Here is a 25,504-nt window from a genome sequence, read left to right as displayed (position 1 = left end):
CGGTTATCCTTCCTGCTCAATGCGGGTTAACACCTCGCGCAATACCGGTCCATATTCGTATTTTCCCGGACAGACATAGGTACAGAGCGCCAGATCTTCTTCGTCAAGTTCCAGACAGCCCAGCGCCTGAGCGCTGTCGGTATCACCGGCGAGCAGATCGCGCAGCAGCATGGTCGGCAGAATATCCAGCGGCATGACGCGCTCGTAGTTACCAATCGGGACCATGGCGCGCTCGCCACCGTGCGTACTGGTCGAGAAGCTAAACAGCTTATTACGCAGGAAATGGCCCAGCGTGGTGCGGGTGACGGAATATTTTTCCGCACCGGGCAGCACCCAGCCGAACAGCTCTTTCTCACGCCCTTCCTGCACAATGCTGACCTGCAAATGGAAACGTCCCAGATACGCGTGTGCATTGGCAGCATGGCGTCCGCTGAGGACCGAACCGGAAATCAGGCGGTTTTCACCCTCTTTGGTTTCCCCCACCAGCAGTTCATTGATGTCTGCGCCCAGCAGCGTCTTCACCAGGCGCGGGTGTGCAGCCTGCGGCCCGCCGATGGCGATGACGCGTTCCGCGCAGAGTTCACCCGTAGTAAAAAGCTTACCGATGGCGATGACGTCCTGATAATTCAGATGCCAGACCCGTTTCGTCAGGCTTACCGGCTCAAGAAAGTGGATGTGCGTTCCGACCAGACCCGCCGGATGCGGGCCAGCAAACTCATTAAACGTGACCTGCCCCTGCGGATGCCCGCCAAGCTTGCCGCCGCCGGCCTGGCAAACGTGGACTTTCCCTGACGTGAGGCGGGTTAAAACGGTCAATCCGGCATCGAAGGCTTTGCGCTGTGCCAGGATAACCGGCTGCGGATCCACGCTAAGCGGGTTGGTGTCGATGGCCGTGACGAAAATCGCGGCCGGTTCCGTGCCCGGAACAGGGGATTTGCTGAAGGGACGCGTACGAAGCGCGGTCCATAAACCGGACGCCAGAAGCTGAGCCTGAACGGCGTCACGGCTCAACGACGCGAGGTCTGCGGCATCGTAATGGGCGAATTCACGCTGTTCGTTGCCTTCAATGCGGATAACCACCGACTGCAGAACGCGCCGTTCGCCACGGTTAATCGCCACAACGGTGCCACTTGCGGGGGCCGTGAACACCACGCCGGGATTTTTTTTGTCCTCAAAGAGCGCCTGTCCTTTGATCACGCGACCGCCTTCCTGTACCAACATAGAAGGTCTCATTCCCAGGTAGTCGTCGCCCACAATGGCGACATGATGAACGCTTGCGCCTGTCGAAACGTGCTGCGCGGGCACGCCTGCAATCGGCAGATCAAGTCCTTTTTTTATTTTAAACATGTGGTTAGCAGGTTTCCATGAACAACAATCCAGTGGCCGCGAAGTGTAACATTTTCCCCTTCTCGCGGGCAGGGAATCCGCCGTCGCGCGCGCCAAATTGCGAGCTAATGCGCAAAGTTCCTGGAGCCATCGCGATTTTGATGGTTTATAAAGTAAAACTAATTTGTAAACTCACCGCCCGGCTCTTGCGAAAATCTATAGCGGTGCTAATGTGAGCGCTCCTAACAGAATAATCTGATTTCGGGTCTCTTTTGCCGTCCTGGCAAGTTGGTCATGGTTTTATCAAGGAACTAGTAGTATGCGTAAAATCGCATTGTTCATTGCGATGCTTCTGATTCCGTGCATGTCGTTTGCCGGACTGCTCAGCAGTAATAGCTCAACGACGCCGGTCAGCAAGGAATATAAACAGCAGTTAATGGGATCGCCGGTTTATATTCAAATCTTCAAGGAAGAACGCACTCTCGATCTGTTTGTGAAAATGGGCGAGACCTATCAGCTGCTTGATAGTTACAAAATTTGTAACTACTCCGGCGGGCTAGGGCCAAAACAGCGTCAGGGCGACTTCAAAAGTCCGGAAGGGTTCTACAACGTTCAGCGCAGCCAGCTCAAGCCTGACAGCCGCTTCTATAAAGCCATTAACATCGGCTTCCCGAATGCCTATGACCGTGCGCACGGTTATGAAGGTAAATACCTGATGATCCACGGTGCCTGCGTGTCTATCGGCTGTTATGCGATGACCGATTCCGGCATTGATGAGATATTCCAGTTCGTGACCGGCGCGCTGGTCTTTGGACAGCCTAGCGTACAGGTCAGCATCTATCCGTTCCGCATGACGGACGCCAACATGGCGCGTCACAAGTACTCATACTACGCGGATTTCTGGAAACAGCTGAAGCCAGGTTACGACTACTTTGAGCAGACCCACAAGCCACCGGTGGTCTCTATCGTAGATGGCCGTTACGTGGTCAGCAAACCGCTGAGCCACGAAGTCGTCCATCCACAGCTGGCGTCAAATTACACGGTCCCCGAGACAAAATAGCACCCACTCGCCTGGCATAATCTTTTGCCAGGTTTCGTTGCCCGTCAGCGGCTGCGTTGCAATGACTGTGACCACATCGTTCGGTGTGGTCTCCTTCTGAAAGTCTATCTCCACATCCTGATCCAGCAGCGTCGCCACGCCAAACGGCGCACGGCGGGTGATCCAGAACAGATTCGTCGAGCAGAACGCCATCACATAGCGGCCGTCAGAGAGCAGCATGTTGAACACGCCTTTTTCACGCAGCTCGGTCGCCAGCGTAGCGATGTATTTGAACACGGCAGCCATGTTGCCTGGCGTGCGGGGATACCGCTCCGTCAGCTTGTGCAGCAGCCAGCAGAAGGCTTTTTCGCTATCCGTTTCGCCGACCGGGCGGAAATTGCCCGTCTCCAGCGACTTATAGCCCGTGAGTTGCCCATTGTGCGCGTAGGTCCAGTTACGGCCCCACAGCTCGCGGGTAAACGGATGGGTATTTTCCAGCGCCACTTCGCCACGGTTAGCCTGACGGATGTGGGCGATCACCGAGCGGGACTTGATGGGATAGTCCTGCACCAGTTTGGCAATCGGTGAGTTAAAGCTGGGCTGTGGATCTTTGAACGTGCGACACCCTTTGCCTTCGTAGAAGGTGATGCCCCAGCCGTCTTTATGCGGCCCGGTTCCTCCACCGCGCTGAACCAGCCCGGTGAAACTAAAGCAGATATCGGTTGGCACATTGGCGCTCATCCCGAGCAGTTCGCACATACGTCACCTCCACAACAGCGGGGGCAAGAGTGCCCCCAGCGAAGTCTTACTTAACCATCTCTTTTTCGATCAGCTGGATCAGGATGTGGATCACTTTGATGTGAATTTCCTGAATACGGTCAGCATAACCGAAGTGCGGAACGCGGATTTCAACGTCCGCCGTACCGTCCATCTTACCGCCATCTTTACCCGTCAGGGTGATGACTTTCATCCCTTTTTCACGCGCGGCAGCGATCGCTTTGATCACGTTGCCGGAGTTGCCGGAGGTAGAAATCCCCAGCAGCACGTCGCCTTCACGGCCTACCGCTTCAACGTAGCGGGAGAAGATGTGATCGTAACCGAAGTCGTTGCCTACGCAGGAGATGTGGCTCACGTCTGAAATCGCAATCGCCGGGTAGCCCGGGCGGTTTTCGCGATAGCGTCCGGTCAGCTCTTCTGCAAAGTGCATCGCGTCGCAGTGGGAACCGCCGTTACCGCAGGAGAGCACTTTGCCACCGGCTTTGAAGCTGTCGGCCAGCAGGACCGCTGCGCGCTGAATAGCGTGAATATTGGCATCATCTTTCAGAAAGTTCGCCAGCGTTTCCGCCGCTTCGTTCAGTTCGTTACGAATAAGATCCTGGTACATGAGGATAATCCTTCAGTATTGATGAAATAACACAGTGGAGTGTACCGGATAGCGCGAAAAGCGAGAAGCTAAAGCCATGCGAATCGTCCGGCGTTTTGATTTTTTGTGCCGGCTAAAACACGAACAATGTGAACCAGGTTGTAATTATTTTGTAAACACATTGCTAAAGGAATTTACATCAACTACAACCATATCATCACAAGTGGTCAGACCTCCTACAAGCAAGGGAGCTTTTCTTTATGATGATTTTGAGCATTCTCGCAACCGTTGTTCTGCTCGGTGTGTTGTTCTATCACCGCGTAAGTTTATTCCTGAGCAGCCTGATTCTTCTGGCCTGGACGGCTGCGCTTGGCGTCGCAGGTCTCTGGAATATCTGGCTTTTAGTCCCTCTTGCCATCATTCTTCTGCCGTTTAACCTGGCGCCGATGCGTAAATCAATGATCTCTGCGCCGGTGTTCAAAGGCTTCCGCAAAGTGATGCCGCCAATGTCGCGTACCGAGAAAGAAGCGATTGATGCGGGCACTACCTGGTGGGAAGGCGACCTGTTCCAGGGCAATCCGGACTGGAAAAAGCTGCATAACTACCCGCAGCCGCGCCTGACCGCTGAAGAACAGGCCTTTATTGACGGCCCGGTAGAAGAAGCCTGCCGTATGGCAAACGACTTTGCCATCACCCACGAAATGGCCGATCTGCCGCCAGAGCTGTGGGCGTACCTGAAAGAGCATCGCTTCTTCGCGATGATCATCAAGAAAGAGTACGGCGGTCTGGAGTTCTCCGCTTACGCTCAGGCTCGCGTGCTGCAAAAGCTGGCAGGCGTTTCCGGGATCCTGGCGATTACCGTTGGCGTGCCTAACTCCTTAGGGCCGGGCGAACTGCTGCAGCATTACGGTACGGAAGAGCAGAAAGATCACTACCTGCCGCGTCTGGCACGCGGTCAGGAAATCCCGTGCTTCGCGCTGACCAGCCCGGAAGCGGGCTCCGATGCGGGCGCGATCCCGGATACCGGCGTGGTCTGCATGGGCGAGTGGCAGGGCGAGCAGGTGCTGGGCATGCGCCTGACCTGGAACAAGCGTTATATCACCCTGGCACCTATCGCCACCGTGCTGGGTCTGGCCTTTAAGCTCTCTGACCCGGAAAAACTGCTGGGCGGTGAAGAAGATCTGGGCATTACCTGTGCGCTGATCCCAACCTCTACCCCAGGCGTCGAGATTGGTCGTCGTCACTTCCCGCTGAACGTGCCGTTCCAGAACGGTCCGACCCGCGGTCAGGATATCTTTGTGCCGATTGACTACATCATCGGTGGCCCGAAAATGGCCGGTCAGGGCTGGCGTATGCTGGTGGAATGTCTGTCGGTGGGCCGCGGCATTACCCTGCCTTCGAACTCAACCGGCGGTCTGAAGTCGGTCGCGATGGGGATTGGTGCCTACGCTCACATCCGCCGTCAGTTCAAAATCTCCATCGGCAAGATGGAAGGTATCGAAGAGCCGCTGGCGCGTATCGCGGGCAACGCCTACGTGATGGATGCTGCCGCCACGCTGATTACCTACGGCATTATGCTGGGCGAAAAACCAGCCGTACTGTCCGCCATTGTGAAGTACCACTGTACCCACCGCGCGCAGCAGTCAATCATTGACGCGATGGATATCGCGGGCGGTAAAGGCATTATGCTCGGCGAAGGCAACTTCCTGGCGCGCGGCTATCAGGGCGCACCGATTGCCATCACCGTGGAAGGGGCAAACATCCTGACCCGCAGCATGATGATCTTCGGTCAGGGCGCAATTCGCTGCCATCCTTACGTTCTGGAAGAGATGGCCGCCGCGCAGAACAACGACGTGGATGCCTTCGATAAGCTGCTGTTCAAACATATCGGTCACGTGGGCAGCAACAAGGTGCGCAGCTTCTGGCTGGGCCTGACGCGCGGCCTTACCAGCGCCACGCCGACCGGCGATGCGACCAAACGTTATTACCAGCATCTGAACCGTCTGAGCGCCAACCTGGCCCTGCTGTCTGACGTTTCCATGGCGGTGCTGGGCGGCAGCCTGAAGCGTCGCGAACGTATCTCTGCCCGTCTGGGCGATGTGCTGAGCCAGATCTTCCTGGCCTCTGCGGTCCTGAAACGTTACGACGATGAAGGCCGTCAGGAAGCGGATCTGCCGCTGGTGCACTGGGGCGTGCAGGATGCGATGTATCAGGCTGAACAGGCGATTGACGATCTGCTGGCGAACTTCCCGAACCGCTTTGTGGCAGGCGCCCTGCGCGTGGTGATCTTCCCGACCGGTCGTCACCACCTGGCGCCGTCCGACAAGCTGGACCACAAGGTGGCGAAGATCCTGCAGGTACCGAGCGCAACCCGCTCCCGTATCGGTCGTGGTCAGTATCTGACGCCGACGCCACATAACCCGGTGGGTCTGCTGGAAGAAGCGCTGCTGGACGTGATGGCTGCCGATCCGATTCACCAGAAGATCTGTAAACAGCTGGGCAAAAACCTGCCGTTTACCCGTCTGGACGAACTGGCAAAACAGGCGCTCGCCGGTGGCATTATCAATAAAGATGAAGCCGCTCTGCTGGTGAAAGCCGAAGAGAGCCGTCTGCGCAGTATTAACGTGGATGATTTCGAACCGGACGAGCTGGCGACGCAGCCGGTAAAGCTGCCGGAGAAGCACCGCAAACCTGAAGCGGCATAACGCGTTTCGCTTATACAAACCCCGCCTCGCGCGGGGTTTTTTATTGCCACATTTTCTCGTTATGTCGTGCTACAGTGTCAAAAAGTGGTCGTTTGAGGAGTCTGAATTGTGCCTGGTCTGAAGATTTCTATTTTGCAGCAACCTTTAGTGTGGATGGATGGCCCCGCCAACCTGCGCCACTTTGATCGCCAACTGGAAGACATTACCGGGCGTGATGTGATTGTCCTGCCGGAAATGTTCACCACCGGCTTCGCCATGGAAGCGGCACAACAGTCAATGCCGCAGGATGAGGTGGTCGCCTGGATGCATGTCAAAGCGCAGCAGACTAATGCGCTGATTGCCGGGAGCGCCGCCCTGCAGACCGAACGCGGGCCGGTGAACCGCTTCCTGCTGGTCGAGCCGGAAGGAAAAGTGCATTTTTACGATAAACGCCACCTGTTCCGCATGGCGGATGAGCATCATCACTATGAAGCAGGTCACGAGCGCGTGGTGTTCGAGTGGCGAGGCTGGCGTATTCTGCCGCTGGTTTGCTACGACCTGCGTTTCCCGGTGTGGTCGCGTAACCGCAACGATTACGACCTGGCGCTGTATGTCGCCAACTGGCCTGCACCGCGCTCCCTGCACTGGCAGTCGCTGCTGGTGGCGCGCGCGATTGAGAACCAGGCGTACGTGGTGGGCTGTAACCGCGTGGGAACGGACGGCAACGGACATCACTACCGCGGCGACAGCCGGGTGGTGAATCCGCAGGGCGAGATCATCGCCACTGCCGAGCCGCACCAGGCGACGCGCATTGATGCGGAGCTGTCGTTAACGGCGCTGAAAGAGTACCGGGAGAAGTTTCCGGCGTGGCAGGATGCGGATCCGTTTAGCATCGGCTGAAATTTTCCCCTCACCCAAAGGGTTGAGAGATCCCCATAAAATAATGCCAGCAAAGACGACTCCCTCTCCCTTGAGGGAGAGGGCTGGGGTGAGGGGGAACATACGACTGCGGAGGTTATTCCGTTCACTTTATGTTCCTCGCTACTCTGTAACGACACAACCTGTGAACGTGCCAGGGTGGCTCAGTCGCCACCACCCTGGCGACCCGGGCTCCCGGCGGTAAATCGCCGCTTCGCGGTGCCCTCGGCTTATTCCTTCCGGCTTGTCGGGGACGGGCGGAGGCAACGTCCATGTAAAGCCCGCCCTCTCGGCGCATCCCTGCGCCTCGCCCCGGCCTACAGGAAACGCCTCAGCGATTTACAGCCGGATCAGGGCATCGCTGTAAGTCATTAATTATCCTGAAACAATATTTATCGCTTCCGGCTAAAAAATTACCGGGGATCCCTCAGCCCAAAGGGAGAGGGAGGATAAAACATTAACTCACCAACGCCTGCCCGTCTTTGCGGCTTTCCGTCGCGGCCACGTAGTGCCCTTCCGGCAGGCGATAGATCACCTGCGCCCCGCCAAAGTTGTAATCCTGCAGCGGATCTTCCACCACGATCTGATGCCCGCGTTCGCGCAGCGCGGCAATCGTATTGCGATCGAACGTTGATTCAACGATCACCTCCCTGCCCTGCACCACGCGCCAGCGCGGGGCGTCGATTGCCGCCTGCGGGTTTTGCCCGTGCAGCATGATGCGCAGCGCCATCTGCATGTGCCCCTGCGCCTGCATCGGGCCGCCCATCACGCCGAAGGACATCAGCGGCTGGCCGTTGCCGTCCATCGCAAAGCCCGGAATAATGGTGTGGAACGGACGCTTGCTACCCGCCAGCGCGTTCGGGTGATTAGGATCCAGCACAAACCCGCAGCCCCGGTTTTGCAGGCTGATCCCGGTATCCGGCACCACGATGCCTGACCCAAAGCCCATATAGTTGGACTGAATAAACGAGACCATCATCCCGCTGGCATCCGCGGTGCTGATGTAGACCGTGCCGCTCTGCGTCGGGGAACCGTAGACAAAATCAGATGCGCTGTCGTGGTTGATCAGCGCCGCGCGCGACTTCAGGTAATGGTCGCTCAGCAGCTCTTTCGCCGCGAACGCCATGTGTTCTTCATCCGCCACGTAGCGGTCGAGATCCGCCAGCGCCAGCTTCATCGCCTCAATGGAGAGATGCAGAGACTGCACGGAATCCGGATGATGCTTCTCAATGCCGCACTGCTCAAGAATGCCGAGCGCAATTAGCGTGGCGATCCCCTGACCGTTAGGCGGCAGCTCCTGCACCGAACCGCCCGCGAAGTCGCGCGACAGCAGCTCTACCCAGTCCACGCGATGGTTGGCTAAATCCTCAGCCGTCAGGTGCGCGCCGTGTTCTTTGGCAAAAGAAGCGATTTTCTGTGCCAGCTCGCCGCGGTAAAAGGCTTCGCCGTTGGTGCGGGCGATCAGCTCCAGCGAGTTCGCCTGCGCCGGGTTACGGAAGATCTCCCCCACGCGCGGGGCGCGGCCTTCCGGTGCGAAGCAGGCGCTAAAGCCCGGCTGATCTTTCAGCTTGCTATAGCCGCGCTGCCAGAGATGCCCAATCAGCGGCGAGACCGGGAAACCGTTGCGCGCATAGTCAATGGCGGGCTGCGCCAGCGTGGTCAGCGGCAGCGTGCCGAAGCGTTCCGCCATGGCGACCCAGCCGGATACCGCCCCCGGCACGGTCACCGCGTCCCAGCCAATTTCCGGCACCGCGGTTTTTCCGGCAAACAGATCCGCATGCCAGCTCGCAGGAGAACGACCGGACGCGTTCAGGCCGTGCAGCTTTTCGCCGTCCCAGACGATGGCAAAGGCATCGCTGCCAATCCCGTTGCCGGTCGGCTCGACCACCGTCAGCGCCATCGCGGTGGCAATGGCCGCATCCACGGCATTCCCGCCCAGCTGCAGCATCTTCATGCCCGCCTGCGCCGCCAGCGGCTGAGACGTCGCAACGGCGTTATGGCCCAGCATCGGCGGGCGGCGTGAATCGTAACCGGACGTAAAATCAAGCGCTTTGGTCATCATGACTCCTTAGTCATGGCGCGGATCGAGCGCATCGCGCAGCCCGTCGCCGAGTAAATTAAAGCCCTGCACGGCAAGGAAAATCGCCACGCCGGGGAAAATGGACATCCACGGGGCCTGCTCCAGAAACCCTTTCGCGGTGTTGAGCATGGACCCCCAGGACGGATTGGGCGGCTGCTGTCCCAGCCCTAAAAACGACAGGCTGGCTTCAGCGATTATCGCCGAGGCAATCGCCAGCGTGGCCTGCACCAGGATCGGCGACATCACGTTGGGCAGGACGTATTTAATGATGATCCAGCGATCCGGTAGGCCAATCGCCCGCGCGCCGTCGATATACTCTTCGTTGCGAATGGCGATCACCTGGCCGCGCGTCAGGCGGGCAAAGATCGGCATCGCGGAGAGGCCAATGGCGATCATCGCGTTGGTCAGGCTTGGGCCCAAAAATGCCCCCAGCGCGATCGCCATGATCAGGAACGGACAGGCCAGCAGCGCCTCGATAAAGCGCGAGATCACGCCGTCCCACATCTTCTGGAAGTAGCCCGCCACCAGCCCCAGCGGCACGCCGATAACCACCGCAATAACGACCGACATACAGCCCGCCATCAGCGAGGTGCGAGCCCCCCAGATAATGCGGGATAAGATGTCGCGCCCCAGCTCGTCGGTGCCGAACCAGTACATCGCCGACGGCGCTTTGCGCACCGCCAGGAAGTTGGCTTTCACCGGGTCGAACGGGGCGATCCACGGCGCCAGCAGCGCCACCAGCACAAAGAACCCCACCACCACCGCGCCAATCACCGCGCTTTTATTGCCGAGGAATTTCTTCAGTACCCGGTTCTGCGCGCGCGGCAGCGCGGGCGTAACGGTTTGCGTCGTCAGTTCCGCCATGGTTAACCTCGCATTTTCGGGTTGATAAGGACGTAGAGCACGTCGGCCAGCAGGTTGAGCATCAGGAAGCCAATCGCCACGATCAGCACCACGCCCTGCACCACCGCGTAGTCACGGTTAAACACCGAGTCGACGATCATCTTGCCAAAGCCCGGAATGGTGAAAACCTGTTCGGTCAGCACCGCACCGCCCAGCAGCTCGCCAAACAGCAGCGTGGTGAGGGTAATCACCGGCACCAGCGCGTTGCGAAACGCGTGCTTTAAGATCACCGCCTTCGGCAGCAGCCCCTTAGCGCGCGCGGTGCGGATGTAATCCGCCTTTAGCACGGCAATCATCGAGGCGCGGGTATGGCGCATCAGCGTTGCCGCGAGGCCCGTTCCGAGAACGGACGCGGGCAGCAGCAGCGTACGCAGGTTCTGGATCGGATCTTCACTGAACGGCACGTAGCCGGAGGCGGGTAGCCACTGCAGGTTCACCGAAAAAACCAGAATCAGCAGGATCCCCAGCCAGAAGTGCGGGATCGAGATCCCCGAGATCGCCACGAAGTTCGCCCCGTGATCGACCCAGCTGTTTTTGTTCACCGCCGCGAGGATCCCCATGCTGATGCCAAACACCAGCGCGATAATCATCGCCAGCAGGGACAGCTCCAGCGTGACCGGCAGCTTGCTGGCGATCAGCTGCGTCACCGGCTCGTGCGTGCGTAAGGAGACGCCCAGATCCCCCTGCAGCGCCCGCGTCAGCCAGTGGAAATACTGCACGGGGATCGGCGCATCGAGGTTCAGCTCCGCACGCAGCTGAGCGATGACCGCCGGATCGCGCTCCTCGCCAGCCATGGCGATCAGCGGGTCGCCGGGCAGCAGCTTTTGCAGCCCAAACACCATCATGCTCACCAGCAGTAGCGTCGGGACGGCCAGCAGCAGACGTTTGCAAATCAGTTCCAGCATGGGCTCTCCTCAGGACGGTTATTTCGCCAGCGTCAAACCCGCCAGACGCACGATGCCGTCCGGGTAAGGCTTAAAGCCCTGCACGCTTTTGTTCAGGCCGAAAATGCGCGGCTCGAAGTAGAGGTAGGCAATAGGCATGTCGGTTTGCAGCTGCTTCACCACCTTGTCGTACAGCGGCTGGCGCGCGGCCTGGTCGGTGCTCTGGCGTGCCTGGGTCAGCCACTCATCCACCTGCGCATTACTGTAGCGGCCGTCGTTCAGGGTGCCTTTACTGTTGATAAAGCCGTAGATGCTGCCGTCCGGATCCGGGCGACCCGACCAGCCGGAGAAGCTCAGCTGATAGTCACCGCTCTGCTGGCGATCGAGCAGCGTGGCGAATTCGGTCATCTGCAGGTTCAGGGTGAAGCCCGCCTCGGCCACCATCGCCTGCAATACCTGCCCCACCTGCTGCGAGGTTGGGTTGTTCGGCACCAGCAGGTTGACGGTCAGCGGCGCGGTCACACCGGCGGCTTTCAGCAGCGCTTTGGCTTTATCGACGTCACGCGGCGGGACCGGCAGGTTAACGTGATACGGGCTGACCGGTGAAAACGCCTGGTTGGCCGGGGTGTAGAGCCCTTCAAAGACCACCTGGTTTAGCGCATCGCGGTCGATAGCCTGCGAGAAGGCCTCGCGCACGCGGGCATCCTTAAACGGATCGTTCGCCGGCACCTTGCCGTTGTTGATGTTAAAGGTGATGCCCTGATAGCCCAGGCCCGTTACCTTTGCCAGCGCCAGCTTGCTGTCAGCCTCGACGGTTTTCACATCGCTGGCGGCGATGCCTTCGGTCAGGTCGAGATCGCCCGCACGCAGGTTCGCCAGACGCACGGAGGCATCCGGGATCGGCAGATAGATGATTTTGTCGAAGTGGTAGGCGTCTTTGTTCCAGTAGTTGTCGAAGCGGGTCAGCACGATGCGGTCCTGGGACACACGGCTGTCGAATTTATACGGGCCGGAACAGACGGGATGGGCGGCAAAATCAGGCTTTTTCGCCGCTTCAGGGGCCATCATCGCGCCCGCGCGGTCGGTGAGCTGCATCAGCAGCGCGGCATCGGGGGTCTTCAGGTGCAGCGCAATCTGCATTGGGCCGGTGACCTCGACCGATTCAACGGAGGAGATCTCGCTTTTACGCAGGGAGCCTTTTAAGGTCAGGGCGCGGTCGAGGTTATATTTTGCCGCGGCGGCATCGAATTTCTCTCCGTCGTGGAAGGTGACGCCTTCGCGCAGATTGAGCGTCAGGGTTTTACCGTCCGCACTCCACGCCCAGTCTTTGGCCAGACCGGGAACAACCTTCAGATTTTCATCCACGTCCACCAGCCTGTCGCACAGGGAGGCAAACACGAAGCGGCCATAGTAGGTGCGCGCCAGATGCGGGTCGAGCATGTCCGGGTCAGCGCCCAGACCGATTCGCAGCACGCTTTCAGAATGGGCGGGCAGCGCCGCGCCAAGCAACATAACACTTCCCAGTACGGTCAAAAGAGAATTACGCATTGTCATTATCATGAGTTCCTTGAAGGAAGGGACGAGTGAGTGGCCGCGTGTTCAAACAGCGCGCGGCGGCGCAGAAAAGCGGCGGATGGCGGTGCAATCTGGATAACGCTGCGATCGCGGTTGATCTCCTGCCAGCGGTGGCAGGCAACCTGACGCCCGCCGTCGAGCACCTGATTGATCGGCTCGACCTGACGGCATTCGTCGGTGACGTACGGGCAGCGGGTGTGGAAACGACAGCCGGACGGCGGGCTGGCTGGGTTGGGCAGATCCCCCTGCAGCAGCGGCGCATCTCGCTCAATGCCCGGCTGCATCTGCGGCGCCGAGGCGATCAGCGCCTGGGTATAGGGATGCAGCGGCGCGTCAAAAATCTCATCCACGGTGGCAAGCTCGACGATTTGCCCAAGATACATGACCGCCACGCGGTCGCTCATATGGCGGATCACCGCCAGGCCGTGGGCGACAATCACCATCGTCAGCCCCAGCTGGTGCTTCAGGCTTTCCAGCAGGTTGACCACCTGCGCCTGAACGGAGACGTCCAGCGCGGATACCGGCTCATCACCCAGCAGCAGCTTCGGTCCCGAGGCCAGCGCGCGCGCAATGCCGATACGCTGGCGCTGCCCGCCGGAAAACTCGTGCGGATACCGGCCGGCCCAGGCGGCGGGCAGGCCAACGGTTTTAAGCAGCTCGGCAACGCGGTACTGGCGATCCGCTTTTTTCATGTTCTGGTGCAGCCACAGCGGCTCGCCGACGATCTGCTCCACCGTCATGCGCGGGTTCAGGGAGGCGAAGGGATCCTGGAAGATGATCTGCAGCTCGCGCCGGAGTTGATTGAGGCGCGCCCCCGAGGCATGCGTGATCTCTTCCCCCTGGTAAAACACGCGCCCTTCGCTGGCGGCCAGCAGGCGCAGCAGCAGACGGCCAAGCGTGGATTTTCCGGAGCCGGATTCGCCGACGATCGCCAGCGTTTCGCCCGGCATCACGGCAAGCGAAACGCGATCGACCGCCGTGACAAACCGTGCCGGAGTAAAGAGTTTTTTCGGGCCGGGGAAAAGCTTGCTGAGGTCACGGGCTTCAAGAATGGGCGCGGTCATGCGATTTCTCCCAGGGCAATGTGCTGTTCGAGCGGCACGCGGAAGCAGGCGACCTGATGACCCGCACCGAGCGTAGTAAGCTGCGGTTTTTCAGCGTGGCAGCGCGTCTGCGCAAACGGGCAGCGCGTCGCGAAACGACAGCCTTTCGGCATGGATTCCGGGAGCGGGACCGCGCCGGGAATGGTGGAGAGCTGGCCCTTGCGTGCGCCCAGCGAGGGGATCGAGCCCATCAGGCCGATGGTGTACGGGTGCTGCGGGTCGGCAAAAATAGCCTCCACGCTCCCCTGCTCCACCACCTGCCCGGCATACATCACGGCGACCTGCTGGGCGACTTCTGCCACCACGCCTAAATCGTGGGTGATCATCAGCACTGCCGTGCCGGTTTCCTCTTTTAAGGCGTTGAGCAAGGCAAGGATTTGCGCCTGGATGGTGACGTCGAGCGCGGTGGTGGGCTCGTCAGCAATCAGCAGTTTGGGATGGTTAATCAGCGCCATCGCAATCATCACGCGCTGGCGCATGCCGCCGGAAAGCTGGTGGGGATACGCTTTCAGGCGCATCTCTGCCGCCGGGATCTGTACCTTCTCGAGGATCTGCAGCGCGACCTTCATCGCCTCTGCGCGCGAGACGTTCTGGTGTCGTATAACCGCTTCGCTAAGCTGATCGCCCAGCGTAAACGCCGGATTGAGCGAGGTCATCGGCTCCTGAAAAATCATCGCCAGCTCGCTGCCGCGCAGATCGGCATATTCCCGCGGTGAGAGCTTGCGCAGATCGTGGCGGCGGAACTGCATCTCCCCGCTGACGATCCGTGCGCTGGCGGGCAGTAACCCCATCAGCGCCAGTGAGGTGATACTTTTCCCGCAGCCGGACTCCCCCACCAGCGCGAGCGTTTCGCCCGCCCTGACGGTCAGAGAAATACCATCAAGCACGCTAACCGGCGAGCCAGCAAACGTAACGTTGAGGTTTTGCACTCGCAATACGGGCGTGGCGTCCTTAAAGGGTATTGTCGTCATGGCGTGAAGTCGTCCTCGAGGTGGATCGCCTGAATCAGGGCGGTTTGCAGGCTGAGCAGGTGTTCGCGCATGGCGGTCGCGGCTTCATTTGGCTGGCGATGGATAATCGCAGCCATGATCTTGTGGTGGTGGTCGTTATAGCTGTCGACACGTTCGGGGGTGCGAGCCAGCTCGCGCAGATGCTGCCAGCCCGGTTCACGCCGCACGGCATCAATGGCATCAAACAGGCCGAGCATCAGACGGTTGCCCGCCGCCTCGGCAATCGCACGGTGAAAGGCGCTATCCCACAGTTCGTTGAGATCGCGGTCATCCGGGCTGACCTTATCGATGCGTTCCAGCATGCGCTGCATGAGCGCTAGGTTTTCCCTGGTGGCACGAAGTGCCGCAAGCCGGGCTAAGCCGGGTTCGAGCTGTAGACGAGCTTCCATCACTTCCAGAAGGTTGGTCTGCTGAACCAATCCCTGAAGGGCCAGCGGTTCAACAGGTGCCGCCGGACCAATAAAGGTCCCTTTGCCCTGCTTACGCCAGATTCGCCCCTCTTCTTCCAGCACGTCCAGCGCACGACGCACTTCACGTCGCCCTACGCCGAGAGTTTCCGACAGCTCACGTTCCGTGGGCAGCGGTATGCCTGGTGTTGACTCATGCTGGTTGATTAGCCCGCGCAGCTGCTCAAGCGCGGTGCTGGAATTGGCCAGAAACCGTGACGGTTTTTCCATATTGGTTCGCTCGCTTTAATCATAATTTTATTTTTATTAACGATAAGTTATTGATATGGAATGAAGCTTATCGTGCTAATGATTAAGCAATAACCAAACCAATACGCAATTGGTTCGGTTATTTTTTGGAAAGCGGGAGATAACCAAATGATTCTGCGTGAATTATTTTTACAGAAAGACACATTCTGACTGAGGTCTGAAGAGAGGAACGGTGGTTAAATGCACAATATCAGTGCAGATAACGCACTGTATTTGTGCAATTGTTAATTAATTGCACCATAGATATTAACTTTTTGTTAACGATGGTTGAGGGGATGAGATTACAGAATGCTGAAACGACGAAGGCCTGAATCATTTCTGATTCAGGCCTTCTGAATAGTGGCGGAACGGACGGGACTCGAACCCGCGACCCCCTGCGTGACAGGCAGGTATTCTAACCGACTGAACTACCGCTCCACTGTTCCCGTTTGGGGAACGAGGCGCATATTACGGTGCGCCTCCGATCTCGTCAACGCTTTTTCTCGCGTTTTGAATCGTTTGCTGCAAAAATCGCCCAAACGATGATTTTACAGGCATTCCGGCGTTTTTTCAGGCGCGCCACATACAGCTACCGCCCTTCTTCTGGACCAGATCAAGCCGGGATTCGTGGTTATGAAGCTCTTCATCACTGGCTAAAACAACCCGCAACCGGCTTGCCTGACGGACAACACGCTGAATGCCCGCTTCGCCTTGCGTCTGCTGGGATTCATTTTCCATACTGAACTTCATTGAGGTCTGCCCGCCGGTCATCGTCAGATAGACATCCGCCAGGATCTGGGCATCGAGCAACGCCCCGTGGAGCGTTCGTTTGGTATTGTCTATCTCGTAGCGCGAGCAGAGCGCATCCAGGCTGTTACGCTTGCCGGGAAACATCTTCCTTGCCAGCGCCAGGCTGTCCGTCACCTTACAGAAGGTATTCGTCTTCGGGATATCACGATTAAGCTTGCTGAATTCATAATCCATAAAGCCGATATCGAACGAGGCGTTATGGATGACAAGCTCGGCACCCTTGATATATTCCAGGAACTCGTCAGCGACATCAGCAAACGTCGGCTTATCCAGCAAGAACTCATCGGCAATCCCGTGAACGCCGAACGCTTCCGGATCCACCAGCCGATCGGGTTTGAGGTAGACGTGGAAGTTGTTCCCCGTAAGACGACGGTTCACCACTTCAACGGCGCCGATCTCGATGATCTTATGCCCTTCGTAGTGCGCGCCGATCTGGTTCATACCGGTGGTTTCGGTATCGAGGACAATCTGGCGAGTAATTGCAGTGCTCATAGCGGTCATTTATGTCAGACTTATCGTTTTACTGAACGTTTCGAATACAGGAAGTCTACCAGAGATGCGTAAACAGGTAGAAATTTTCACCGATGGATCTTGTCTCGGTAACCCAGGCCCCGGCGGTTACGGCGCGATTATGCGCTATCGCCAGCACGAAAAAACTTTTAGCGAAGGCTATTTTCTGACCACCAACAACCGGATGGAGTTGATGGCGGCCATCGTGGCGCTGGAGGCGTTAAAAGAACATTGTGACGTGGTGTTAAGCACCGACAGTCAGTACGTGCGCCAGGGGATTACCCAGTGGATCCATAACTGGAAAAAACGCGGCTGGAAAACCGCCGATAAGAAACCGGTCAAGAACGTCGATCTCTGGAAACGTCTTGATGCTGCGCTGGGCCAGCACCAGATTAAGTGGGAGTGGGTTAAAGGCCACGCAGGCCACCCGGAAAACGAACGCTGCGACGAACTGGCGCGTGCTGCGGCATCCAATCCCGCTCATGAAGATGCGGGCTATCAGCCCGACGTTTAATCGGTTTTTTTGTACTGCCGCGTGGCGCCGACGGTCTGGCGGATGGGCGTTTTCGACTTGCTCTGCTTCATGGGGTTAAGCGTAAGGGGAATGGTTCGCTTACGCGCGACGATAAACTGCAAACAGCCCAACGCGGGGAGGTGGGTACTCAGTACAACGCCCCCCTGCCGCGCCCAGGGCAGCACCTGAAAACCACCGTAGCAGAGCACTTCAAAGTTCAGCAACGAAAGCCAGTCGAGCTGGCGCATCATGGTGAACATCCGGCTGTTGTAAGGTGGGGCCCGGCGTAGTACCGGTACCAGCTTACGCAGGCCCATCAGGCTTAGCGGATTAAACCCGCTCAGTACCAGCCAGCCGTCATCAATCAGCACGCGATCGGCTTCGCGAAGCAGACGATGCGGATCGCTGCACCAGGGCAGCGTGTGGGCGAGCAAACAGGCATCAACGGATTTCTCTGCAAACGGCAGATGCAACGGGTCTGCCTTCACCTGAACCGGCGCTCCGCCGAGAGAGACGTTGACCTGATGCGAGATAGCGCAGCTTTCGGTATTGATTTCCGCGCTGAGATTGCCAATCTTAAGCAGGTGAAAGCCATACATCTTCGCAAGCCAGGGCTTCAGCTGTTGTTCTAACGCTTCGCGATAGTATTCACCCCAGGGCAATTCCGCCCAACGTTCCGGTGCTGCGACAGTCTGAGGTATCCTTGCCGGTTTCATCAAAACACCCGCCACGCTATAAGAGGTAATGTATGAATCTTATCAGTATTCCAGCCTTTGAGGACAATTACATCTGGGTTTTGGTTGACGACGATCGCCGATGCGTCATTGTCGATCCCGGAGAATCCTCCCCCGTTCTGCGCGCAATAAAAGAGAACGGCTGGCAGCCGGAAGCCATTCTGTTGACGCATCACCATCACGATCATACTGGCGGCGTGCCTGAACTGCGCGCTCATTTTCCGCATCTGGTGGTTTACGGACCGGCGGAGGCACAAGATAAGGGCGTCACGCAAGTAGTCGAAGAAGGCGAAACTATCCTCATACGCGAGTGGGAGTTTTCCGTATTTGCTACACCAGGTCACACTTTGGGACATCTGTGTTTCTACAGTAAACCTTATCTTTTTTGCGGCGACACGTTGTTCTCCGGAGGCTGCGGAAGACTGTTTGAAGGCACGCCAGCTCAAATGCACCAGTCTTTACAGAAGATTAATGCGTTACCCGATGACACCATTATTTGTTGCGCCCATGAGTATACATTAGGAAATATGAAGTTTGCCGTGAGCCTCTTACCCGAGGATCGGGCGATTCAGGATTATTATCACAAAGTGAAGGAGTTACGTGCAAAAGACCAAAAAACACTACCCGTAATTCTGAAAAATGAGCGCCAAATTAATTTATTTTTACGAACAGATGATATTGATTTAATTAATAAAATTAACCAAGAAACAAATTTGCAACAACCAGAACAGCGATTTGCATGGTTAAGGTCAAAGAAAGATAACTTCAGATAATTGCGGGTTGCCTTTTCAAAATTTCGCCGTTATTATCGCTCGTCTTTTAAGCAACTATTGACACACACATGAAGGCAAAAGCGATATTACTCGCCTCTGTCCTGCTTGTAGGTTGCCAGTCGCAGAACGGCAGCAACGTACAACAGCACGCACAGAGCCTTTCTGCAGCTGGTCAAGGGGAAGCAGGGAAGTTTGCAAGTTCGGCGCGCTGGATGGACGATGGAACATCTTTCGCGCAGGATCAAGACTTGTGGACCTCTATTGGCGACGAGCTAAAGATGGGAATTCCGGAAAATACCCGGATTCGCGAACAGAAACAGAAGTATTTAAGTAATAAGAGCTATCTCCACGATGTAACGTTACGGGCAGAGCCGTATATGTACTGGATAGCCGGGCAAGTTAAGAAACGTAACATGCCTATGGAGCTGGTACTCCTACCCATAGTGGAGAGCGCTTTTGACCCACACGCGACGTCTGGCGCCAATGCCGCAGGCATTTGGCAGATCATTCCGAGCACCGGGCGAAACTATGGTCTGAAACAGACCCGCAACTATGATGCGCGTCGCGATGTTGTCGCTTCAACGACAGCCGCTCTCGACATGATGCAACGTCTGAACAAGATGTTTGACGGTGACTGGCTGTTAACGGTCGCAGCGTACAATAGCGGCGAAGGTCGTGTACTGAAGGCAATGAAAGCGAATAAAGCACGGGGTAAATCCACCGATTTTTGGTCGCTCTCACTGCCACAGGAAACAAAGATTTACGTACCGAAAATGCTGGCATTGAGCGATATTCTCAAGAACAGCAAGCGTTACGGTGTACAACTGCCAACACCAGACGAAAGTCGTGCACTGGCGCGTGTTCGCCTCAGCAATCCGGTTGATATTCAACAGGTTGCTGATATGACGGGTATGTCGGTAAGTAAATTGAAAACCTTTAATGCTGGCGTTAAAGGCTCAACCCTGGGGGCAAGTGGCCCGCAGTATGTAATGGTTCCGCAGAAACATGCTGAGCAGTTACGTGAGTCTTTAGCTTCGGGTGAAATCGCCGCCGTTCAGTCAACGCTGATCGCGGATGTCTCATCAGTTAACAGCCGCAGTTATAAGGTTCGTTCAGGTGATACGCTTTCGGGCATTGCGTCACGTCTTGGCGTGAATGCAAAAGATCTGCAGCAGTGGAATAACCTGCGCAGTTCAGGCCTGAAAGTGGGTCAGACTCTGACGGTAGGTGCAGGTAGCAGCGCACAGCGTCTCGCCAGCAACAGTGATAGCATTACCTATCGCGTGCGCAAGGGCGATTCACTGTCCAGTATCGCAAAACGACACGGCGTGAACATCAAGGATGTGATGCGCTGGAACAATGATACTGACAATCTGAAACCTGGCGACCAGCTGACGCTGTTTGTGAAGAACAGCGCGACGCCAGACTCCTGATAGCACGATCGAAAGATAAAAAGGCACCGATTCCCCTCGGTGCCTTTTTTGTTTATCCCGCTTTTTGCGCTTCAGCCATGATGGTATCGCTGGTAAACGAGCCATCGTCCTGCAGTTCAAAGTATGCCTTTACCTCTGCGGACGCACTCTCCTGATACAGCCTGATTGCCTGGCTTAATGCTTCCGGGGTGCGCATACGCGCGATCCACGAGCTGAACTCAAGCGGTAAGCGGTCTGTAATCAACGCACGCGCGATCAGCCCCGCTTCAGTGATAAATGACAACCACTCTCCGCCGGCGTAGTTTTGCACGTGCGAGGTATCGCGCAGCGCTTCGACCGTCTGCAGCCAGATATTGCGCACCGGATGTCCAGGGGACATCACATCCATAATAATGAAGATGCCACCCGGCTTCAGAACACGTCTGACTTCGCGTAATGCCTGGCCAACATCATGCCAGTGGTGCGCGGAGTAACGGCTGATCACCACCTCAAACGACGCATCATCAAAAGGTAATGATTCGGCATAGCCCTGACGCGTATCAATGTTGTCCAGCCCCTTCGCTTTCGCCGCCTCGGCAACGACGTCCAGCATCTGGCTTGATAAGTCATACGCGGTAACGTGCGCGACATGCTGTGCAGCCGTAAAGCTGGCATGCCCTGCCCCGCAGCCTAAATCCAGCACGTGGGCCTGCGGGAATGCCGCCAGACGTTCACCGAGACGCACCAGATCGCGGCCAGAAGCATGCACTGCGCTGCTCAGGTAGGCATTTGCCTGAGAACCAAACTGTTTTTCTACGTTGTCATGATGGGAGTGTGTTGTTGTCATTGTACTGTCCTTTGTGAGTGGAAAATAAAGGGCAGCACCCGCGCAGGCCTGCCCCACGGCAGACCTGACACACCATTATTTATCAGGTTTGCCGGGACTGAATTCGACTAGTAGAGGGTTATGATCCGAGGCGCGCGTCACCAGAACAGAGGCGTCATGCACGCTCAAACCACGATAGAAGACAAAGTCGAGAGGACGACCAAAGGCTTTTTTGCGCTGGTCATCGCTAAAACGAACTTCACGCAGCGACATTTCGCGCGCAAAGCGATACAGCGCGTTCATGCGTGGACGGCTCCAGGCATTGAAATCGCCCGCCATAATAATGGGCCCGCTGTGATGCGCAATCTGATCGCCAATGGGAAGTAACTGCTTACTGTAGACATCCACGCCCAGGCTGAAATTTACCGCGTGGATATTCACGACCATCAACATACGGGTATCCGGCAGCGGATAGACCGTCACCAGCGCCGATTTTGCCAGACGCAGAATAGGTTCACGTTCGCGCAGAGGACAGCAATAGACGGGATGTGCTGCTGAAAGCGTCATCACGCCTGAGGGGTGTTGTGGCAGAACAAATGCAGGCACCTGGTCGGCGGCAAGATAGTTCGTGGTGGCAAACCGGACCAGCTCAGGGGTGGTTTGCGCCTCCTGGAGCAGAACCAGATGGGCATCTTTGCCAAAATTCTTGAGGACCGATAACCACTCTGCACGCTGCTGCTTAAAGATATTCCACACCAGTACACGGATTTTTTCATCGCTGCTTAACGGAGTGCCGGCGGGTAATGCCTGGCTTATGCTCGCAAATGACCCCGGAGGCAAGATCCTCTCCGCGGGCATTCCGGCAACATAACGCATGGCATAGGTATTTTTTCGCACTTTTGGAAACAGCCTCTGTAACATGAACCAGCCCGGAAAACGGACTGGTTCTAATGTTATAGGGACTTTAGGTCATACTTTCAACGCAATTTCTGAGAAACCGCTTTCCAGTTTTGTAAGCAATCACTTACTGATTTTATCCCAGCGCGACACGAGCGGGTTTATCAAGACGTCCACTCAGGCCAATCAACAGGAAGGCGACCAGGACAATCACCGCGCCAATCCATGGGGTCTGAGTTAATCCAACATGCTCTACGGTTTGTCCGCCAATGATGGAGCCCAGCGCGATGCCGATATTAAATGCGGCAATGTTCAGACCCGATGCCACATCCACCGCATTTGGCGTATAGAGCTCGGCTTTCTGGACAACGTAAACCTGAAGCCCGGGCACATTACCAAAGGCAAAGATCCCCATGACCAGCACCGTGACCAGCGCGACGTAGTGTAGCGAAGCCGTGAACTGGAAAATCATCAGCAGAACAACCAGGGCGGCGAAGATGAATTTCAGCGCCGGTACCGCACCATGCTTATCCGCAAGCTTGCCGCCCCAGATATTGCCAATCGCAACGGAAATACCGTATCCCAGCAAAATCCAGCTCACGGCATTGGGGGAGAAGCCTGCCAGGTCCTGCATCATCGGTGCCAGGAAGGTGAAGGCGGTGAATACGCCGCCATAGCCCAGCGCCGTGACCGCATAGATGATCAGCAAACGCGGATGCGTGAGCACCTTCAGCTGATCGCGCAGGCTGGCGCTGGCCCGGCCAGGAATATTCGACGGTACCAGCAGCAGGCTGGTCACCAGGGCAATGACGCCCAGTAAGGAGACGGCCAGGAACGTTTCACGCCAGCCGAAGTGCTGTCCGATAAACGTGCCCAGCGGTACGCCCGTAACAAGAGCGACGGTCAGCCCACCGAACATGATCGCAATGGCAGACGCCGCTTTCTCCTTGGGTACCAGGCTGGTTGCAATAGTGGAACCAATCGAGAAGAACACCCCGTGTGCAAGGCCGGTCAACAGACGAGCGATGACCAGCGTGGTGTAGTCCGGTGCCTGCCAGGCCAACACGTTGCCGGCGGTGAACAGCACCATCAGCGCGACTAACAGCTGCTTACGCGGAAAACGTCCGGTCAGGGCCGTCAGCACGGGCGCACCGACGGCGACGCCCAGGGCATAGATGGACACCAGCAGCCCGGCGGAAGGCAACGAGATCGCAAGCTGGTTAGCAATGGTGGGAACCAGCCCCACGATAACAAATTCGGTCGTGCCAATTGCAAAGGCACTGATCGTCAGGGCAAGAAGCGCCAGTGGCATAAAATACTCCGTATCATCAGGATTAAGATGACAGGCAGTATGCGCCAGTGCTTAAATAACAAAAATGGTCAAAATATCAATAGAATTTTGCGGGTGGTGCAACAATGAAAGCAACGTCAGAAGAGCTGACAATCTTTGTCGCCGTCGTCGAAAGCGGCAGCTTTAGCCGCGCGGCCGAACAGCTGGGACAGGCTAACTCAGCCATTAGCCGCTCGGTAAAAAAGCTGGAGATGAAGCTTGGGGTGAGTCTGCTCAACCGAACGACGCGTCAACTGAGCCTGACGGAAGAAGGAGAGCGTTATTTTCGCCGCGTGCAGTCGGTACTGCAGGAGATGGCTGCAGCGGAGACGGAGATTATGGAGACCCGCAGCACGCCGCGTGGGTTACTGCGCATTGATGCGGCCACGCCGGTGGTGCTTCACTTTCTGATGCCGCTGATTAAACCTTTCCGCGAACGTTATCCGGAGATGACGCTCTCTCTGGTCTCCTCAGAGACGTTTATCAACCTCATCGAGCGTAAAGTGGATGTGGCTATCCGGGCAGGAACCCTGACCGACTCAAGCTTGCGTGCCCGCCCTCTGTTTGCCAGCTACCGCAAAATTATCGCATCACCAGAGTATATTGCTGAACATGGTAAACCGGAGACGGTCGAAGAACTGAAGCAGCATCTGTGCCTGGGCTTTACGGAGCCGGTGTCACTGAACACCTGGCCTGTCGCCTGTCATGATGGTCAACTTCATGAAATTACCTGCGGATTATCCTCAAACAGCGGGGAAACGTTGAAGCAGCTGTGCCTTACCGGGAATGGCATCGCCTGTTTATCGGATTACATGATTGATAAAGAAATTGCGCGCGGTGAACTTGTGGAGTTAATGGCCGATAAGCGTCTGCCGGTAGAGATGCCTTTTAGCGCAGTGTATTACAGTGACAGAGCGGTAAGCACGCGCATACGGGCCTTTATTGACTTCCTGAGTGAACATATAAAAACAGCTCCCGAAGGAGCTGTGTGAGGGTTCAGGTTACAGAGGGTGGGTAAAACTTAATCCCAGTGAGGGGCTAAGCCTTCCGGGCTGACCAGGCGATCGTTGCACTCCAGGGCTGCGATCGCTTTTTTATCGTCAGCATCCAGGTGAAGATCCGTTGCTAACAGGTTGCTGGCCAGGTTTTCACGCTTAGTTGATGATGGGATCACGGCATAACCTTCCCCCATTGCCCATGCCAGAATCACCTGCGCAGCAGTCGCGTTATGTTTCTCAGCGATACGCGTAATCACTTCATCTTTCAGCGCTTTACCGTAGGCCAGCGTCATGTATGACGTGATGTGGATCCCGTGCTGTTTTGCCCAGTCCACGACTTTGCGGTTTTGCAGGTATGGCGACAGCTCAATCTGGTTGGTCGCAATATTTTCTGCGCCAACAGCGGCAATGGCTTTTTCCATCAGCGGAATGGTGAAGTTGGAGATCCCAATTTCGCGGGTTAAGCCCTGCTTTTTCGCTTCCAGCAGCGCCTGCATGAATTCTTCCACGGAGACGGCATCGTTTGGTGATGGCCAGTGGATCAGCGTCAGATCGACGTAGTCAGTACGCAGTTTTTTCAGGCTCTCTTTCAGGCTAGGGATAAGCTTGTCTTTGCTGAGATTCTCAATCCAGATTTTCGTGGTAATGAACAGCTCATTACGCGGTACACCGCTCTCTTCGAGAGCTTGTCCAACGGCAGCTTCGTTTTCATAGATCTGTGCCGTATCAACTGCGCGATAGCCCAGTTCGAGTGCGGTTTTAACTGATGCGATAACAACGTCGTCTTTCAGGCGGAAAGTGCCCAGACCAAATGCAGGGAGAGTCATAATATTCCTCAATCGTTATGTTCGTAAACTGAGGACGATTATCGCTGGCGGTGTTATAGAGAAAAAGATCGCAAAACGCAGAGGATTTTTGCTAATTTCGCAATAATTAAACGTCAGATAAGAAAAAAGCCCTGAGCGTTAGCTCAGGGCTTTTAATAAGTGGCGGAACGGACGGGACTCGAACCCGCGACCCCCTGCGTGACAGGCAGGTATTCTAACCGACTGAACTACCGCTCCACCGAAGACTGCTTGTAACCACCGGATTTATGCACCGGCTTACTACTTAATTTGAT

23 protein-coding genes and 2 tRNA genes are annotated in these 25,504 nt (G+C 56.7%); 7 read left to right on the top strand and 18 right to left on the bottom strand.

Going from position 1 to position 25,504, the window contains the following annotated elements; genetic code table 11:
* Positions 1 to 3 precede the first annotated feature (3 nt).
* Positions 4 to 1,347: a Na(+)-translocating NADH-quinone reductase subunit A gene (locus tag AC0TN7_RS15530; protein WP_267217180.1), complete on the bottom strand. Its 1,344-nt coding sequence runs from the start codon at positions 1,345 to 1,347 to the stop codon at positions 4 to 6.
* Positions 1,348 to 1,645: 298 nt separating this feature from the next.
* On the opposite strand from AC0TN7_RS15530, the gene dpaA reads away from it, so the two are divergent.
* Entirely contained in the window at positions 1,646 to 2,386 is a 741-nt protein-coding gene (gene dpaA / locus AC0TN7_RS15525; protein ID WP_024909462.1) for a peptidoglycan meso-diaminopimelic acid protein amidase, read from the top strand.
* Here the strand turns inward: dpaA and AC0TN7_RS15520 are convergent.
* On the bottom strand, positions 2,357 to 3,124 hold the full coding sequence (locus AC0TN7_RS15520) for a class II glutamine amidotransferase (protein WP_008500262.1): 768 nt from the start codon (positions 3,122 to 3,124) through the stop codon (positions 2,357 to 2,359). The genes dpaA and AC0TN7_RS15520 overlap by 30 nt on opposite strands.
* 46 nt (positions 3,125 to 3,170) lie before the next feature.
* Positions 3,171 to 3,749 (bottom strand): D-sedoheptulose 7-phosphate isomerase, encoded by a 579-nt coding sequence (gene lpcA / locus AC0TN7_RS15515; protein ID WP_010427884.1) that lies wholly within the window; start codon positions 3,747 to 3,749, stop codon positions 3,171 to 3,173.
* A gap of 239 nt (positions 3,750 to 3,988) precedes the next feature.
* Between lpcA and fadE the strand changes: the two genes are divergently transcribed.
* Entirely contained in the window at positions 3,989 to 6,433 is a 2,445-nt protein-coding gene (gene fadE / locus AC0TN7_RS15510; protein ID WP_024909461.1) for an acyl-CoA dehydrogenase FadE, read from the top strand.
* Between the two features lie 108 nt (positions 6,434 to 6,541).
* Positions 6,542 to 7,312 carry an amidohydrolase gene (locus AC0TN7_RS15505; protein ID WP_024909460.1) on the top strand — a complete coding sequence of 257 codons (771 nt, stop codon included), beginning with the start codon at positions 6,542 to 6,544 and terminating at the stop codon, positions 7,310 to 7,312.
* 475 nt (positions 7,313 to 7,787) lie between these two features.
* Here AC0TN7_RS15505 and AC0TN7_RS15500 read toward each other — a convergent pair whose 3' ends face one another.
* The 9 genes from AC0TN7_RS15500 to dnaQ form a co-directional block, all read right to left on the bottom strand.
* Positions 7,788 to 9,389, bottom strand: a complete 1,602-nt coding sequence (locus AC0TN7_RS15500; protein ID WP_473702258.1) for a gamma-glutamyltransferase family protein — start codon at positions 9,387 to 9,389, stop codon at positions 7,788 to 7,790.
* Between the two features lie 9 nt (positions 9,390 to 9,398).
* Complete coding sequence (locus tag AC0TN7_RS15495) at positions 9,399 to 10,274, bottom strand: ABC transporter permease (RefSeq protein ID WP_024909458.1); 876 nt, start codon at positions 10,272 to 10,274, stop codon at positions 9,399 to 9,401.
* Between the two features lie 2 nt (positions 10,275 to 10,276).
* Positions 10,277 to 11,218, bottom strand: a complete 942-nt coding sequence (locus AC0TN7_RS15490) for an ABC transporter permease (RefSeq protein WP_015571382.1) — start codon at positions 11,216 to 11,218, stop codon at positions 10,277 to 10,279.
* Positions 11,219 to 11,236: 18 nt separating this feature from the next.
* Positions 11,237 to 12,751: an ABC transporter substrate-binding protein gene (locus tag AC0TN7_RS15485; protein WP_024909457.1), complete on the bottom strand. Its 1,515-nt coding sequence runs from the start codon at positions 12,749 to 12,751 to the stop codon at positions 11,237 to 11,239.
* A gap of 2 nt (positions 12,752 to 12,753) precedes the next feature.
* Entirely contained in the window at positions 12,754 to 13,836 is a 1,083-nt protein-coding gene (locus AC0TN7_RS15480; RefSeq protein WP_024909456.1) for an ABC transporter ATP-binding protein, read from the bottom strand.
* The gene (locus tag AC0TN7_RS15475) at positions 13,833 to 14,846 is read right to left on the bottom strand and encodes an ABC transporter ATP-binding protein (RefSeq protein WP_208763518.1); all 1,014 of its coding nucleotides are present in this window, start codon (positions 14,844 to 14,846) and stop codon (positions 13,833 to 13,835) included. The genes AC0TN7_RS15480 and AC0TN7_RS15475 overlap by 4 nt, the downstream gene beginning before the upstream one ends.
* On the bottom strand, positions 14,843 to 15,562 hold the full coding sequence (locus tag AC0TN7_RS15470) for a FadR/GntR family transcriptional regulator (protein ID WP_463727028.1): 720 nt from the start codon (positions 15,560 to 15,562) through the stop codon (positions 14,843 to 14,845). Before AC0TN7_RS15470 ends, AC0TN7_RS15475 begins: the two co-directional genes overlap by 4 nt.
* Before the next feature lie 379 nt (positions 15,563 to 15,941).
* Positions 15,942 to 16,018 (bottom strand) — tRNA-Asp (locus AC0TN7_RS15465).
* Positions 16,019 to 16,150: 132 nt separating this feature from the next.
* Positions 16,151 to 16,882 (bottom strand): DNA polymerase III subunit epsilon, encoded by a 732-nt coding sequence (dnaQ, locus tag AC0TN7_RS15460; RefSeq protein ID WP_055726119.1) that lies wholly within the window; start codon positions 16,880 to 16,882, stop codon positions 16,151 to 16,153.
* Here dnaQ and rnhA point away from each other — a divergent pair.
* Positions 16,836 to 17,414, top strand: a complete 579-nt coding sequence (gene rnhA / locus AC0TN7_RS15455) for a ribonuclease HI (RefSeq protein ID WP_175557791.1) — start codon at positions 16,836 to 16,838, stop codon at positions 17,412 to 17,414. The two genes, dnaQ and rnhA, sit on opposite strands and share 47 nt — an antisense overlap.
* Here the strand turns inward: rnhA and AC0TN7_RS15450 are convergent.
* Positions 17,411 to 18,130 (bottom strand): class I SAM-dependent methyltransferase, encoded by a 720-nt coding sequence (locus tag AC0TN7_RS15450; protein WP_024909452.1) that lies wholly within the window; start codon positions 18,128 to 18,130, stop codon positions 17,411 to 17,413. The two genes, rnhA and AC0TN7_RS15450, sit on opposite strands and share 4 nt — an antisense overlap.
* Before the next feature lie 32 nt (positions 18,131 to 18,162).
* Between AC0TN7_RS15450 and gloB the strand changes: the two genes are divergently transcribed.
* Positions 18,163 to 18,921, top strand: coding sequence for a hydroxyacylglutathione hydrolase (gene gloB / locus AC0TN7_RS15445; protein WP_267214414.1), 759 nt, complete (start codon positions 18,163 to 18,165; stop codon positions 18,919 to 18,921).
* A 68-nt stretch (positions 18,922 to 18,989) separates the two neighbouring features.
* Positions 18,990 to 20,354 carry a murein transglycosylase D gene (gene mltD, locus AC0TN7_RS15440; RefSeq protein WP_032645479.1) on the top strand — a complete coding sequence of 455 codons (1,365 nt, stop codon included), beginning with the start codon at positions 18,990 to 18,992 and terminating at the stop codon, positions 20,352 to 20,354.
* 52 nt (positions 20,355 to 20,406) lie between these two features.
* Here mltD and AC0TN7_RS15435 read toward each other — a convergent pair whose 3' ends face one another.
* From AC0TN7_RS15435 to AC0TN7_RS15425, 3 genes are all read right to left on the bottom strand, one after another.
* Entirely contained in the window at positions 20,407 to 21,180 is a 774-nt protein-coding gene (locus AC0TN7_RS15435; protein WP_048990296.1) for a class I SAM-dependent methyltransferase, read from the bottom strand.
* A gap of 75 nt (positions 21,181 to 21,255) precedes the next feature.
* On the bottom strand, positions 21,256 to 22,056 hold the full coding sequence (locus tag AC0TN7_RS15430) for an endonuclease/exonuclease/phosphatase family protein (protein ID WP_024909448.1): 801 nt from the start codon (positions 22,054 to 22,056) through the stop codon (positions 21,256 to 21,258).
* 136 nt (positions 22,057 to 22,192) lie between these two features.
* The gene (locus AC0TN7_RS15425; RefSeq protein ID WP_048990299.1) at positions 22,193 to 23,368 is read right to left on the bottom strand and encodes an MFS transporter; all 1,176 of its coding nucleotides are present in this window, start codon (positions 23,366 to 23,368) and stop codon (positions 22,193 to 22,195) included.
* A gap of 104 nt (positions 23,369 to 23,472) precedes the next feature.
* Here AC0TN7_RS15425 and yafC point away from each other — a divergent pair, with 104 nt between their 5' ends.
* Positions 23,473 to 24,378: a DNA-binding transcriptional regulator YafC gene (yafC, locus tag AC0TN7_RS15420; RefSeq protein ID WP_024909446.1), complete on the top strand. Its 906-nt coding sequence runs from the start codon at positions 23,473 to 23,475 to the stop codon at positions 24,376 to 24,378.
* A gap of 29 nt (positions 24,379 to 24,407) precedes the next feature.
* Here yafC and dkgB read toward each other — a convergent pair whose 3' ends face one another.
* Positions 24,408 to 25,211, bottom strand: a complete 804-nt coding sequence (gene dkgB, locus AC0TN7_RS15415; protein WP_024909445.1) for a 2,5-didehydrogluconate reductase DkgB — start codon at positions 25,209 to 25,211, stop codon at positions 24,408 to 24,410.
* A gap of 160 nt (positions 25,212 to 25,371) precedes the next feature.
* A tRNA-Asp gene (locus tag AC0TN7_RS15410) sits at positions 25,372 to 25,448 on the bottom strand.
* Positions 25,449 to 25,504 lie beyond the last annotated feature (56 nt).

Source organism: Enterobacter sp. PL_is511, from assembly GCF_055816065.1.
The sequence above is the reverse complement of the archived record's forward strand: the minus strand, read 5'-3'. Positions and strand labels throughout refer to the sequence as shown.

What these genes read in the sequence shown, in the direction of transcription:
- AC0TN7_RS15530 (WP_267217180.1), bottom strand. Translation starts at nt 1,347, where the DNA reads ATGTTTAAAATAAAAAAAGGACTTGATCTGCCGATTGCAGGCGTGCCC.
- dpaA (WP_024909462.1), top strand. Translation starts at nt 1,646, where the DNA reads ATGCGTAAAATCGCATTGTTCATTGCGATGCTTCTGATTCCGTGCATG.
- AC0TN7_RS15520 (WP_008500262.1), bottom strand. Translation starts at nt 3,124, where the DNA reads ATGTGCGAACTGCTCGGGATGAGCGCCAATGTGCCAACCGATATCTGC.
- lpcA (WP_010427884.1), bottom strand. Translation starts at nt 3,749, where the DNA reads ATGTACCAGGATCTTATTCGTAACGAACTGAACGAAGCGGCGGAAACG.
- fadE (WP_024909461.1), top strand. Translation starts at nt 3,989, where the DNA reads ATGATGATTTTGAGCATTCTCGCAACCGTTGTTCTGCTCGGTGTGTTG.
- AC0TN7_RS15500 (WP_473702258.1), bottom strand. Translation starts at nt 9,389, where the DNA reads ATGACCAAAGCGCTTGATTTTACGTCCGGTTACGATTCACGCCGCCCG.
- AC0TN7_RS15495 (WP_024909458.1), bottom strand. Translation starts at nt 10,274, where the DNA reads ATGGCGGAACTGACGACGCAAACCGTTACGCCCGCGCTGCCGCGCGCG.
- AC0TN7_RS15490 (WP_015571382.1), bottom strand. Translation starts at nt 11,218, where the DNA reads ATGCTGGAACTGATTTGCAAACGTCTGCTGCTGGCCGTCCCGACGCTA.
- AC0TN7_RS15485 (WP_024909457.1), bottom strand. Translation starts at nt 12,751, where the DNA reads ATGACAATGCGTAATTCTCTTTTGACCGTACTGGGAAGTGTTATGTTG.
- AC0TN7_RS15480 (WP_024909456.1), bottom strand. Translation starts at nt 13,836, where the DNA reads ATGACCGCGCCCATTCTTGAAGCCCGTGACCTCAGCAAGCTTTTCCCC.
- AC0TN7_RS15475 (WP_208763518.1), bottom strand. Translation starts at nt 14,846, where the DNA reads ATGACGACAATACCCTTTAAGGACGCCACGCCCGTATTGCGAGTGCAA.
- AC0TN7_RS15470 (WP_463727028.1), bottom strand. Translation starts at nt 15,562, where the DNA reads ATGGAAAAACCGTCACGGTTTCTGGCCAATTCCAGCACCGCGCTTGAG.
- dnaQ (WP_055726119.1), bottom strand. Translation starts at nt 16,882, where the DNA reads ATGAGCACTGCAATTACTCGCCAGATTGTCCTCGATACCGAAACCACC.
- AC0TN7_RS15450 (WP_024909452.1), bottom strand. Translation starts at nt 18,130, where the DNA reads ATGAAACCGGCAAGGATACCTCAGACTGTCGCAGCACCGGAACGTTGG.
- gloB (WP_267214414.1), top strand. Translation starts at nt 18,163, where the DNA reads ATGAATCTTATCAGTATTCCAGCCTTTGAGGACAATTACATCTGGGTT.
- mltD (WP_032645479.1), top strand. Translation starts at nt 18,990, where the DNA reads ATGAAGGCAAAAGCGATATTACTCGCCTCTGTCCTGCTTGTAGGTTGC.
- AC0TN7_RS15435 (WP_048990296.1), bottom strand. Translation starts at nt 21,180, where the DNA reads ATGACAACAACACACTCCCATCATGACAACGTAGAAAAACAGTTTGGT.
- AC0TN7_RS15425 (WP_048990299.1), bottom strand. Translation starts at nt 23,368, where the DNA reads ATGCCACTGGCGCTTCTTGCCCTGACGATCAGTGCCTTTGCAATTGGC.
- yafC (WP_024909446.1), top strand. Translation starts at nt 23,473, where the DNA reads ATGAAAGCAACGTCAGAAGAGCTGACAATCTTTGTCGCCGTCGTCGAA.
- dkgB (WP_024909445.1), bottom strand. Translation starts at nt 25,211, where the DNA reads ATGACTCTCCCTGCATTTGGTCTGGGCACTTTCCGCCTGAAAGACGAC.